12 protein-coding genes are annotated in these 13426 nt (G+C 44.9%); 9 read left to right on the forward strand and 3 right to left on the reverse strand.

Features of this window, described 5'->3' with window-relative positions; translation table 11 throughout:
* Nucleotides 1-141: 141 nt before the first annotated feature.
* The gene (locus tag VIA_RS18365) at nucleotides 142-684 is read left to right on the forward strand and encodes a glycine cleavage system transcriptional repressor (protein ID WP_004418317.1); all 543 of its coding nucleotides are present in this window, start codon (nucleotides 142-144) and stop codon (nucleotides 682-684) included.
* Between the two features lie 12 nt (nucleotides 685-696).
* Nucleotides 697-1167, forward strand: a complete 471-nt coding sequence (gene bcp, locus VIA_RS18370) for a thioredoxin-dependent thiol peroxidase (RefSeq protein ID WP_004414958.1) — start codon at nucleotides 697-699, stop codon at nucleotides 1165-1167.
* A 61-nt stretch (nucleotides 1168-1228) separates the two neighbouring features.
* On the opposite strand, the gene VIA_RS18375 is transcribed toward bcp, so the two are convergent.
* The 3 genes from VIA_RS18375 to VIA_RS18385 form a co-directional block, all read right to left on the reverse strand.
* On the reverse strand, nucleotides 1229-3100 hold the full coding sequence (locus VIA_RS18375; RefSeq protein ID WP_004414960.1) for a methyl-accepting chemotaxis protein: 1872 nt from the start codon (nucleotides 3098-3100) through the stop codon (nucleotides 1229-1231).
* 207 nt (nucleotides 3101-3307) lie between these two features.
* The gene (locus VIA_RS18380; RefSeq protein ID WP_004414962.1) at nucleotides 3308-4372 is read right to left on the reverse strand and encodes an AI-2E family transporter; all 1065 of its coding nucleotides are present in this window, start codon (nucleotides 4370-4372) and stop codon (nucleotides 3308-3310) included.
* Nucleotides 4373-4600, reverse strand: a complete 228-nt coding sequence (locus VIA_RS18385; RefSeq protein WP_038211489.1) for a sulfurtransferase TusA family protein — start codon at nucleotides 4598-4600, stop codon at nucleotides 4373-4375.
* A gap of 220 nt (nucleotides 4601-4820) precedes the next feature.
* Here VIA_RS18385 and bepA point away from each other — a divergent pair, with 220 nt between their 5' ends.
* From bepA to VIA_RS18420, 7 genes are all read left to right on the forward strand, one after another.
* Complete coding sequence (gene bepA, locus VIA_RS18390; protein WP_004418319.1) at nucleotides 4821-6275, forward strand: beta-barrel assembly-enhancing protease; 1455 nt, start codon at nucleotides 4821-4823, stop codon at nucleotides 6273-6275.
* 17 nt (nucleotides 6276-6292) lie between these two features.
* Nucleotides 6293-6637 carry an arsenate reductase (glutaredoxin) gene (gene arsC, locus VIA_RS18395; RefSeq protein WP_004414967.1) on the forward strand — a complete coding sequence of 115 codons (345 nt, stop codon included), beginning with the start codon at nucleotides 6293-6295 and terminating at the stop codon, nucleotides 6635-6637.
* Nucleotides 6634-7203 carry an NAD(P)H:quinone oxidoreductase gene (gene wrbA / locus VIA_RS18400; protein WP_004418322.1) on the forward strand — a complete coding sequence of 190 codons (570 nt, stop codon included), beginning with the start codon at nucleotides 6634-6636 and terminating at the stop codon, nucleotides 7201-7203. The genes arsC and wrbA overlap by 4 nt, the downstream gene beginning before the upstream one ends.
* Before the next feature lie 2 nt (nucleotides 7204-7205).
* Entirely contained in the window at nucleotides 7206-7631 is a 426-nt protein-coding gene (locus VIA_RS18405; protein WP_004414970.1) for a DUF2069 domain-containing protein, read from the forward strand.
* Between the two features lie 237 nt (nucleotides 7632-7868).
* Nucleotides 7869-10016, forward strand: a complete 2148-nt coding sequence (nosR, locus tag VIA_RS18410; RefSeq protein ID WP_004418323.1) for a transcriptional regulator NosR — start codon at nucleotides 7869-7871, stop codon at nucleotides 10014-10016.
* An 83-nt stretch (nucleotides 10017-10099) separates the two neighbouring features.
* The gene (nosZ, locus tag VIA_RS18415; protein ID WP_004414975.1) at nucleotides 10100-11992 is read left to right on the forward strand and encodes a TAT-dependent nitrous-oxide reductase; all 1893 of its coding nucleotides are present in this window, start codon (nucleotides 10100-10102) and stop codon (nucleotides 11990-11992) included.
* Nucleotides 11993-12061: 69 nt separating this feature from the next.
* A complete protein-coding gene (locus VIA_RS18420) occupies nucleotides 12062-13426 on the forward strand; it encodes a nitrous oxide reductase family maturation protein NosD (protein ID WP_004418325.1) in 1365 nt (454 codons plus the stop codon).

The raw sequence follows: 13426 nt of genomic DNA on the forward strand, positions 1-13426 counted from the left end.
TAGCAAGGAATACGTATGGTCACTCACAGCTGTTTAATTTACACCCGAACGCACCAATAAAAAGCGTTTCAGGTACATTTCTATAGCGGCCTAATGTGCTAAGCTATCTGATTAATAATTGAAACATTAATAAGTGAAGTTATGACTCAACATATAGTGATTACTGCCGTAGGAACGGATCGCCCCGGGGTGTGCAACCAAGTTGTACATTTAGTCACTCAGTCCGGATGCAATATTGTTGATAGTCGCATTGCCCTATTTGGTAACGAATTCACTCTCATCATGCTTCTTTCTGGCAATAACGCGGCTGTCACTCGCGTAGAAACAACATTGCCACTACTTGGCCAAGAACATGATCTCATTACGATCATGAAGCGCACATCTACCCATGCGCATTTGGACAATGCCTACACATTAGAAGTTTTTGTCGAATCTGAAGATAAGCCGGGGTTAACGGAAAAGTTTACCCACTTCTTTGCTCAAAAGAATATTGGCCTGTCATCGCTCAGCGCCCAAACGATAGACAAAGACAAAATTAATACAGAGACCAACCAGTTCCACATCGCGATCACGGCGACAGTCGACTCTGAGTGCAATTTAATGCAACTGCAAGAAGAGTTTGACAACCTGTGCCAGCAACTGTCGGTTCAAGGTTCTCTGAACTTTATAAAAAACAGCCAATAAAAAGGAATCTCCATGAACACGCTTACCGCAGGCGCTCCAGCTCCAGCGTTCTCACTTCTCGATCAAAATGGCGAAACGGTTACTCTTAATGACTTTAAAGGTAAAAAAGTTCTGTTTTACTTTTACCCTAAAGCGATGACACCTGGCTGTACGGTACAAGCTCAAGGTCTACGTGATGTAAAAGCAGAGCTAGATGCTCACAATGTGGTAGTACTGGGCGTGAGTATCGATCCAGTCAAACGCCTCGGCAAATTCATCGAGCGCGACGAGCTTAACTTTACGCTACTGTCAGATGAAGACCACGCTGCTGCCGATCAATTTGGCGTATGGGGCGAGAAGAAATTTATGGGCAAAATTTATGACGGCCTGCACCGCATCAGCTTCTTGATCAATGAAGAAGGTGTAATTGAACATGTCTTCAATAAGTTCAAAACTAAGACTCACCATGAAGTCGTATTAGATTACTTAAACGAGAATAAGTAGTCCTCAGAATAAAAAAACGCCAGCGATATCGCTGGCGTTTTTATTTGCCGTATCCAATAAACTACACGATGAACTTATTCAAGATTGCATCTTGCTCACGTACGTTCTCGGTCTGAACTTGCATCGCCATATTGGCTTCTTCCGCCGAGTCCGCAACTTGTGTCGACAGATCTTTAATCTTCACTGTATTGCTATTGATCTCTTCAGCTACCAAGCTTTGCTCTTCTGCCGCAGAAGCGATCTGCATGTTCATATCACTGATTCGCTGAATCGCTTCACGAATACGCTGGAGTGCACCATCTGCCGCTTGTGCTTTATCAACAGCATCCACCGCTGTGTTCTTACTCTCATTCATTGCTGCAGACACTGAGCTTGCTCCTGCTTGCAACTGCTCAATCATGTTACGAATCTCGGTAGTCGACTCTTGTGTACGCTGAGCCAGTGTTCTTACTTCATCGGCGACTACCGCAAAGCCTCTGCCTGACTCACCAGCACGTGCTGCCTCAATCGCCGCATTAAGCGCAAGCAAGTTAGTTTGGTCAGCAATATCATTGATAACCTTTAAAATAGTTTCGATATTCGCCGTAGCCGACTCTAGACCTTGAACTTCTTCTACCGCCTGATCAATTCGCGCAGAAAGCATATCAATCGAAGCCGTAGTGTCACTAACAACCGATGAACCATCTTGCGTCGCATCATCCGCTTCTTTTGCAGCGCCCGCAGCACCTTGAGCATTGTTAGCAACTTCCGTTGCCGTCACTGCCATCTCGTTCATCGCCGTTGCAAGTTGCTCGAGCTCTTCAAGCTGACTGCGCATCGCGCTCGCTGAATGCTGCGCACCTTGAACTGTCATTTCAGTGCCACGCAAGATCTCAACGCCAATCGCTTTCGATTGTTGGATTTGTGTCTGCAATGTTTGAGTAAAGGTATTAAAGCCTTCTGCAAGCTCAGCAAACTCTTTATCAGTATTGGTATCTAAGCGTTTCGTCAAATCACCTTGACCCGAAGCCACATCTTTAATCGCTTCATTCAACGTCGCAAGTGGGCGCATCAGAGCTTTGATTAGGAAACTTAGAACGACAACACTGAGTACAACACCAATCAGAACATAAATAATCGAGCTATTGCGCATATCTGCAATGGTCGCAAATGCGATATCTTCATCAACAACAGCACCGACATACCAGTTCTCTGATGGCACTTTAGTAAAGCGCACCATTAGGTTCTTACCGTCTTGCTCAAAGTGTTGGCTGCTTTCTTGTACCTTGGCACTCGGTAAGTAACTTGTCAGGTTTTCGCCATTGTTTGCCGCATCAGGGTGAGCGATAGTGGTACCGTCAGCCGTAACAATAAATAGGTAGCCCGCATCTAATAGGTTCACACTGTTGACCAAATCAGCTAAACCGCCTAACTCCATGTCGTAAAACATACCCGCCATAAAGCGACCGTTTTCTTTAACTGGTGTACCAATTGAAATGATCACTTTCTTTGACGAGACATCGACGTATGGGTCTGTGACAACCAAACGACCTTGCGCTTTGGCATCTTTAAACCATGGGCGAACACGCGGATCATAGTCGGGGCCGGCTTCCCAACCATCGTCATTTTCGACAACGAAACCATCTGCCTCGTAACCAAAACCGACAGCTAAGAAACTGCCTTTAAGCTCAGGTTTCTCTAATATCTCTTTTACTAACTGTCGATTTTGCGGATCAATTTCAATCACCTCAGTGGTTGATTGAGCCAGAGATTTCTTACTCTCCATCTCGGAAACGACGGTGTTTTTAACCCCTTTCACCATCTCGGTAAGACTGGTGTCCACCAGCGCTTCGACTTCCTGTTTAACGGTACTTAGCTGCTGAATCGACAACAACGTCACGGTAACCAAAAGTAATGCTGAAGAAGCTGCAACGATTTTTTGACTGAATTTCATAGTATTCCTTTATTGTTCGGCAAGCTTGTTATTATTGTTATTAGTATAGTTATCGTCTGACGTAACGTTTACTTAAGAAATTTCTTACAAATTTAGCGATAAGTAAATTCTAAAGGGGTGAAAAATGCCAACTGGTGCACAAATAAAAAGCCCCAAAGCATGCGCCTTGGGGCTTTTTATGTAATCGTTTGCACTTATTTAAGGGGGTTAAGTGCTTAATTCTTCTTCATGACTAGGCAATGCATTCCAAACAGCTTTCACTAAGGTTGCCAATGGGATAGCGAAGAATACGCCCCAGAATCCCCATAGCCCACCAAACACCAATACCGCAACAATGATTGCTACTGGATGAAGGTTAACCGCTTCAGAAAACAGCACTGGCACTAATACATTACCATCAAGCGCTTGGATAATACCGTAAGCAATCAGTAACCAATAAAATTGAGGTGTTAGCCCCCATTGGAACAGGCCAACAATAGCTACAGGCACCGTGACTGCTGCTGCACCAATGTAGGGGATGAGCACAGAGAAGCCGACCGCAACCGCAAGCAATACCGCATAGCGCAAGTCAAGAATCGCAAAGGTAATGTAGCTCACACTGCCGACGATTAAGATCTCCATGACCTTACCGCGAATATAGTTAGAGATTTGCTCGTTCATCTCGTGCCACACTTTATTTGCCAGTCGGCGGTTACGAGGTAGCATGCCACTCGCCATTTCAATCATCTCTTCTTTGTCTTTCAATAAGAAGAAAACCAGTAATGGAACCAAGATCAAATAAACACCCAGTGTTGCGAGGCTAACTAAGGATGCCAGCGAGCCTTTCACAACCGTCTCACCCATACCAATCACTTGGTTTTTCGCATTGGTTACCAACGACTCGACGATTTGGAAGTTTTCAAGCTCAGGGTAACGATGAGGTAGCTCTGAGATAAAGCCTTGCAGACCAACATACATAGTCGGGATATCGTTGATAAGGTTACCAACTTGCTGCCAAATGGTCGGTACTAATCCAAAAATGGCCACTATCATCAAACTAATAAAACCGAGGATGACCAAAATCACGGCGAGCGTTCGTGGGATTCCCACACGAGAAAGCTGAACAACCGGCCACTCAAGCAAATAGGCCAGTACAATGGCAACCAATAACGGTGCAATCAAATTGCCAAAGAAATAAATCGTAATGAAACCAAACAGCAGAATTGCCACTAGGCTCACTGCGTGCGGATCAGAAAAACGTCGTTTATACCAACGACTCACCATTTCAAACATTCAACTAGGTTCCTTAATCACTTGCATACGGTAATAGCCATTCATCTCTTCACAAGTCAGGCTAAACAAGTGGTTATGAAGAAATCGGGTAATATCTTTCATTGAGTTAGAATCGGACACTAAGATTTGCGTTTGCACACCGACGGCTAATCCTTTTGTGTGACGCTTAGCAAGTAAAAGCGCCATAGGACACCGCTCTTGGCGTAAATCCAAAATATTAGGTTCCATTCTTTCGCCCGATGCATATTATTACGGCTAGATATTGTATAGTGTTTTTTTGCATGCGTCAGTGTAAATAGTCTGTGTAAAGTCACTACTCTGACCTTACAACTGAATTCGAAGCTGGGATTGGAAACCATCTTGACTCTACGCTGTCCAAGCGTATACCTACCTTGTTAGTATAGATCTAACCCTAGGTGAAGAATTAATGGAGTATCATCTTTCATATATGTTTAAACGTACGCGTTCATTAGTCTGCCTATGTGTCGCAGCGGCTTTAAGCACACCTGCCCCATCACTCGCAAACAGTTTAGATTTGCCAGATATCGGTACGACAGCAAGTAGCACACTGACCATTGACCAAGAAATTCAATATGGTGATGCGTATATGCGCATGATTCGTGCGAGTCAGCCTATCGTGAACGATCCGGTACTGAATGAGTATATTGACAGCTTAGGGCATCGATTAGTTGCCAATGCATCGGATGTTAAAACTCCGTTTACCTTCTTTATGATCCGCGATAGAAACATCAACGCATTTGCCTTCTTTGGCGGCTATGTTGCCTTGCATTCTGGCTTGTTTCTTCACGCGCAAAGTGAAAGTGAACTGGCGTCAGTCGTCGCGCACGAAATCGCTCACGTAACCCAAAGACACCTAGCGCGAAGCATGGAGGAGCAAGCAAGGCGCTCCCCTGCAACTATGGCAGCTCTTGCTGGAGCTCTATTGCTCGCGATTGCCTCACCAGAAGCAGGCATGGCAGCGGTCACCGCAGCGACAGCGGGCAATATGCAAGGGCAAATAAACTATACCCGTAGCAATGAAAAAGAAGCCGACCGTTTTGGTATTAATACCCTTGCGAAAGCGGGATTTGATGTCAATGCCATGCCTCGATTCTTTGGTCGACTTGCTGATGAATATCGTTACGCAAGTAAACCGCCGCCGATGCTGCTGACTCACCCATTACCCGAAGACCGTATTACCGATAGTCGCGCTCGTGCGCAAAATTACCCCGCGAGAAGAGTCGATCCTTCACTGAACTATCACTTAGCACGTGCACGTATTGTCGCTCGCTATGCCGGCATTGAAAGTAAAGCCGCGCAAGATTGGTTCAAACGAACGCAAAAGAAAGTCGCGCCAAATCTAAAAGTTGCCTTCGAATATGGTAAAGCACTGGTTCATCTAGATGACAACCAACTTGATCAGGCTGCCTTAATCTTAAATGACCTTATCAAGCAAGACCCTCACAACCTGTTTTATTTAGACGCAATGTCCGATTTGTATATCGCACAAAAACAAGCGGATAAAGCAGAAAGCCTGCTCAAACAAGCATTGAAGTCAGCACCCAACAATGCAGTCATCACGATTAACTACGCCAATGCATTGCTCAAACAAGAGAAAAATGAAGAAGCTGTCAAAGTGCTCCAGCGATACACACACGACAACCCGAAAGATGTGAACGGCTGGCACTTGCTTTCAGAGGCAAGCATCCACTTAGGAAAAAGCGATGAAGATCTGGCTGCTCGCGCCGAAATCCTCGCATTAAAAGCGAACTGGAACAAAGCGATTCAATACTATACCCAAGCAAGCCAATTGGTTGAGCTGGGAAGCTTAAAACAAGCAAGATACGATGCCCGCATTGACCAACTTATGGTTCAACGCGATCGCTTCTTAGCCTTACAATAATAAATGGAGAAACTGTCATGTCAGTCGTGATTTATCACAACCCTCGCTGTTCAAAAAGCCGTCAAACACTTGCACTGCTTGAAGAGAAAGGCATTCAGCCAGAGATCATTAAATACCTAGAAGCGACGCCAAGTATTGATGAGCTAAAAACACTAATGACTCAGCTAGAGATCACGGAAGTGCGCGATATGATGCGTACTAAAGAAGATATCTACAAAGAACTTGAGCTAAAAACGGCTGATGATGAAACACTGTTTAAAGCGATGAGCGAAAATCCAAAACTGATTGAACGACCTATCGTGATTGCTAACGGTAAAGCAAAACACGGCCGCCCGCCGGAGCAAGTTCTCGACATTCTATGATGTGCCAAGTTGTCATTCTCTATTACAGCCGTCATGGCTCTACACGATCTGTAGCAAGACAGATCGCACGAGGGGTGGAATCCATCCCTCAATGTGAGGCGCTACTGCGGACCGTAGACGAGCTAGAGGGAGAGTTCACCGCTCAAGATCCGATCATTAGTCTTGAAGAGCTCAAACATTGTGATGGGTTAGCGCTAGGTAGCCCGACTTGGTTCGGCAATATGGCTGCGCCACTAAAACACTTTTGGGACAAAACAACGCCGCTGTGGCTATCTGGTGATTTAATCGATAAGCCGGCGTGTGTGTTTACCTCCTCATCCAGTTTACACGGTGGGCAAGAAACAACCTTACACACCATGATGCAACCTCTCCTGCATCACGGCATGATGATCCTTGGTATTCCCTATTCGGAACCAAAGCTTCACTCGACACAAAGCGGCGGAACACCTTACGGTGCAAGTACAGTAAGCTCGTTAGGTAGCAAGCTGAGTGACGACGAAATGGTACTTGCTCAGCAACTTGGTAAACGCTTAGCGAACGCTGCATTAAAAATGAAGGAACGATAGATATGCATGAGATGCAACCCACCACAAAGCTATACCGCCTGTTAGCCTTGTTTGGCAACCTTGCACTACTTGCTTGGATAGCTCTTTGGCAACTGTCGCTTTCTCCACATCCACATATCAGTAGTACAACTCTAGCCATCGCATGGGCAGTACCTCTACTTCTACCACTACCCGGTATTTTAGTTGGCAAGCCATACACTCATGCATGGGCGAACTTTGTGCTCATGCTGTACTTCTTGCATGGTTTCACCATTCTGTGGATTGATGATGGGGAGCGCTGGCTTGCGGTGGTCGAGATAGTGCTTACCACAATCGCCTTCTTTGGCAATATTCTTTATGCCCGAGCAAGAGGCAAAGAGTTAGGCATGAAGCTCAAGCGCCTTTCTAAAGTTGAGAAAGAAGAAAAAGCGCGATTTGAAGAGAACTAGCAGTTCGCATACTCAAACCTGCAAAAAGCGAAGAGTGTCTCTTCGCTTTTTAATACCCACAAAGAAAATAATGACATTTAATTAAACAAAAAAATACAATTCATTTACGTGATTGAACCTAAAGTTTATACAATCAATTAATCATCAATTAATCATTAATGATTTAAATCAATTTCTCATAAAGCTCATCAATTAACCTAATACGCATTATTTGTTCTGCTTCGCATGGAGCCTGAAATGGAACACTTTGCCAAATTAGTTAGTGTGAGTTACACAGTCTCTCTCTTTAGAGCTTTCCAGCTCTGCTGCTACTGCTTGCTATTTATATCTTTCTCTGCTCATGCTTTGTTTGTTAGCCCACCTAAAGATCCTCTGCCTATCATTGAAGAGGTGTTCCCAAACCATACTTCTATTTCAGAGAAGCAAGGCGAACCATTACTACGCACTGTAAGCGGTGACGACGGCATCCTCGGCTATGCATTTGAAACCGATGACATCGCTCGAATACCTGCTTATTCCGGTGAACCAGTAAATATGCTGGTCGTCATCAACCCTGAAGGAGAATATCTCGCTTCAAAAGTACTTGAACATCATGAGCCTATCATTTTGGCCGGAATTCCTGAAAGCAAACTTTGGGACTTTAGCGACCAATATGTTGGCCTTTCGGTTAAAGACCGAATCAAAGTCGGCGGAAAACCCGATCAAGGTTATGTGCCAATTGATGGTCTATCGGGTGCCACAGTAACCGTTATGGTGATGAATGTCGCGATAACCAAAGCAGCGACCAAGGCGGCAGAATCCCTCGGTATCATCACGCCTTCAAACGATATAATTCAACCTATCTCGACCATTAAAACCGACATTTTTGAGCAGAAAAACTGGCTAGAACTGACTGGGGACGGTTCAATTCGCAAACTCTATCTTACCAATCAAGCTGTACAAGATGCGTTTACTGATACGGCAGCTGAGAACGTCGATACCGTTGCCGCATCACAAAGCCAAGAAATGTTCTCCGAGATCTACTATGCCTTAGCGGATATCCCAACGATTGGCATCAACTTGTTTGGTGAATCAGAATATCAATGGTTACTGAAACAACTAAAGCCGGGCGAGCATCTCATTGCGGTATTTGGCAATGGTTACTCCTACAAGGGTTCAGGTTATGTTCGCGGCGGAATCTTCGACCGCTTACAAGTTCACCAAAATGACAACGAGGTTTCATTCAGGGATTTAGATCATACCCGTATTGGCGACTTATACGCTGAGGGCTCTCCAAAATTCCACGAAATGTCAATGTTTAAAGTCCAAGCGCACCATGAATTTGATCCCGGCGCCAGTTGGCAAATAGAGCTGTTAGTACGTCGTCAGACTGGCCCTATCGATAGTGTATTCACCAGCTTTAAAGGTAGCTACGATGTGCTTGAACACTATGTGGATACTCCACCAGCTATTATTCCACCAAAAGAGCTCAGCCTTACCGAGCAAGTTTGGCAAGAGAGTAAAGTCCAAGTCATCTTATTGCTCACTCTCATTAGTGTGCTGATCCTAATTCTTTTCTTCCAAGATATTTTGGTTAAGCACCCTACTTTCATGCACCGATTACGTCATGGTTTTTTGGTCATTACTGTAGTCTTTATTGGGTGGTCATGGGGAGGGCAACTCTCTGTCGTTAACGTGTTTACCTTTTTACAATCGCTGTTCAAAGGCTTCTCGTGGGATCTGTTCTTACTCGATCCTGTTATATTTATTCTTTGGTGTGCAGCAGCCGTCACTATGCTACTTTGGGGGCGAGCAGTCTATTGTGGCTGGCTATGTCCATTCGGTGCGCTTCAAGAGCTAATTAACCAAGTCGCACGCTACGCGAAAATTCCTCAGTTTGAACTGCCTTGGGCCGTACACGAAAGACTTTGGGCTATCAAATATTTAATCCTACTTGGCTTGTTCGCGATTTCTCTCGACTCTCTCGCATTAGCTGAGCAGTTCGCTGAAATAGAACCGTTTAAAACCACCTTCCTACTCAAGTTTGACCGCGAGTGGCCATTTGTCCTCTGGGCTGTGTTTCTGCTCAGCCTAAACCTATTTAACCGTAAAACTTTCTGCCGTTATCTCTGCCCACTAGGCGCGGCACTATCAGTATCCAATAGCGTTCGATTATTTGATTGGCTTAAACGCCGCCCTGAATGTGGCTCTCCGTGCAAAATTTGCGCGAAAGAGTGTGAGATTCAAGCAATTCAACCTGATGGTGTAATCAATATGCGTGAATGCCATTACTGCCTTGATTGCCAAATTACCTACTCCAACGATGGTAAGTGCCCACCATTGAAAAAAATGGCACGAAAAAAACGTAAACAAATGGATTCTGAGATCCCAGTAACCCAATTGTAGAAAAGCAATAACAGTGATTGGTGAGTAGCTGAGCATCGTTATTCACTATCAGTTTACCAATAACGTAAAACGGAGATTTACCCATGAGCGATGATAAGAGTAAATATGATGACGACAACTTGCCAATCAACTCAGACCGACGAAAGTTTTTCGGTAAGAGTGCAGCCTTAGGCTTAGGAGTAGCAGCAGCTCCAATGACTGCTGCAATGTTTGCATCAATGGCTAAAGCTCAGGCCGAAGAAATCAAGAACAGCCCGTTTGTTCACCCTGGTGAACAAGACGAATACTATGGTTTTTGGAGTGGTGGTCACTCAGGTGAAGTCAGAATTTTAGGCATCCCATCCATGCGTGAATTAATGCGTATCCCTGTATTCAACACGTGTAGTGCTACTGGTTGGGGCATCACCAACGAAAGTAAACGCATTAAAGGAGACAGTGCCCATATCCTGTCTGGCGACTCTCACCACCCGCACATGAGTATGACTGACGGTCGCTACAATGGTAAGTATGTATTCATCAACGACAAAGCCAACTCTCGTGTTGCACGTATTCGCTGTGACGTAATGAAAGTCGACAAGATGATTACCATCCCTAATGTTCAAGCAATTCACGGTTTACGCGTCCAAAAAGTGCCAGAAACCAAATACGTCATTTGTAATAGTGAATTTGAAGTGCCAATGACAAACGATGGCAAAGCGAACCTTGAAGACGTCAGTACCTACCGCTCACTGTTTAACGTGATTGATGCCGAAAAAATGGAAGTCGCTTTCCAAGTCATGGTCGATGGTAATCTAGATAATACCGACGCGGACTACGACGGAAAATACTTCGCATCAACCTGTTATAACTCTGAAATGGGTATGAACTTGGGAGAGATGATCACCGCAGAACGTGATCATGTCGTCGTGTTCAATTTAGCTCGCTGTGAAGCCGCCTTGAAAGCTGGAAAATTCAAAACTTACAATGGTAACGATGTTCCAGTACTTGATGGTCGTAAAGGCTCAGACCTTACTCGCTATATCCCTGTACCAAAATCGCCACACGGTATGAACACGTCGCCTGACGGCAAATACTTCATGGCTAACGGCAAGCTTTCTCCAACCGTTTCTATCATCTCTATCGCTAAGCTTGACGAACTCTTTGCAGACAAAATTAAACCTCGTGACACCATCGTGGGTGAGCCAGAATTAGGCTTAGGTCCACTGCATACCGCCTTCGACCAGAATGGCTTTGCTTACACCACCTTGTTCCTCGATAGCCAAGTAGCGAAGTGGAACATTGAAGAAGCGATTCGCGCTTATAACGGCGAAAAAGTGAATTACATTCGCCAGAAAATCGATGTGCACTATCAACCAGGCCACAACAGTACATCAAGTGGCGAAACCCGTGACGCCGATGGCAAATGGTTGGTATCTCTGTGTAAGTTCTCCAAAGACCGTTTCTTACCTGTCGGTCCATTGAAAGCTGAAAATGATCAGCTAATCGATATCTCAGGTGACGAAATGAAACTGGTTCATGATGGCCCTACTTTTGCCGAACCTCATGATGGCACCATCATTCACCGCAGCAAAGTCAAACCTAACAAGATTTGGGACCGTAATGATCCGATCTTCGCCGAAACAGTTGAAATGGCCAAAAAAGATGGTGTCGACGTTATGACGCAGAATAAAGTCATTCGTGATGGCAACAAGGTTCGTGTTTACATGACTTCCATTGCTCCGACTTTTGGAATGAACGAGTTCAAAGTGAAACTTGGTGATGAAGTCACCATTGTCGTGACTAACTTAGATCTCATTGAGGATGTTACCCACGGTTTCTGTATGACCAACCACGGCGTACAGATGGAAATCAGCCCTCAACAAACCGCGTCGGTAACTTTCATCGCCGATAAACCAGGGGTTCAGTGGTACTACTGTAACTGGTTCTGCCATGCGCTCCATATGGAAATGCGCGGACGAATGCTGGTAGAAGCGTAACCTCAACGCCTTGTCTCCACCTCCGTGGAGGCAAGGTTCACAAGGGGAACGTTAATAAGGGGACTCTATTTGAAAGTAATCCATTGGTTTTGGCTGCTCATTACTTACCTGCTTGCTCTACCTGCCCTTAGTGCAGACATTAGAGTAACGATTGAGGACGATCTGCAAAGTGTGCTCGATACACGTCAAGAAGGGGATGTTGTCACACTGTTAGATGGGCACTATGTGGGCAGCTTCGTCATAGAACATGGCATCACCCTAAATGGTTCACCAAAGACAGTGATCGATGCACAAGGAAGTGGTAATGCCTTAACTCTCCTCGCTTCCAACATCACTATAGATGGTCTCACCATCCTTAATTGGGGTGACGATTTAACGGAGCAAAATGCTGGCATCTATAGCGATACTGCGATTACACATCTAATCATCCGCAACAACGATTTACGTGGTAATGGGTTCGGTATTTGGACCCAGCGCGCACAACATATCTTAATCGAGAACAATACCATTCAAGGCAATACTGAACTGCGCTCGGCGGATCGCGGCAACGGTATTCAACTGTCAGGTGTCAAACATGCTCAGGTCATTGGTAACCAAGTCAGTCAAACTCGAGATGGCTTATACATTATCTCCAGCACTGAAAGCGAACTAAGAGGCAATACCATGCACGATCTGCGTTATGGGGTTCACTACATGTACTCTCATAATAATCAGGTCATTGATAACCTTGCCTATGACACGCGCGCAGGGTATGCCTTGATGAGCTCCAAACAACTGATAATAAAGGGAAATCAAAGCTTAGATAGTGAAGACTACGGCATCTTGATGAACTTTATTACCTACTCAGAGATCAGCCACAACATACTAAAAAATATTTGGACCAAACCAGAGAACAAGGTCATAGGTCGTGAAGGAAAAGGTATTTTCGTCTACAACTCAAGCTATAACACCCTGAGCTACAACACCATCAATACCGCTGAAATCGGCATTCATCTCACTGCCGGGTCTGAAAACGGTAAGATTTTTGGCAACAACTTTATTAATAACCCAACCCAGGTCAAATACGTATCAACCAGAGAGCAAGAGTGGAGCCAACATGGTATCGGAAATTACTGGAGTAATTATCTTGGTTGGGATCTCGACAATGACAGTGTCGGTGATACTCCATTTGAGCCCAATGACGGCATCGACAAGCTAGTGTGGCAATACCCTGAGTCAAAAGTCTTACTCGATAGCCCAGCCGTTCTAATGCTACGTTGGATTCAAAAACAATTCCCTGTGTTAAAACCAGCAGGTGTTAAGGACTCCTATCCATTAATGTCGCCACATAAAGAGACGCAAGAACAGTTAAATAGTAACAATCAAACGACTTGTTATCGTCACTCATCACTTAACTCGACACAGTCGTCCTGCTCATATCGCGAGGAAAGCTAA

This window comes from Vibrio orientalis CIP 102891 = ATCC 33934, from assembly GCF_000176235.1.
Taxonomy (GTDB): Bacteria; Pseudomonadota; Gammaproteobacteria; order Enterobacterales; family Vibrionaceae; genus Vibrio; species Vibrio orientalis.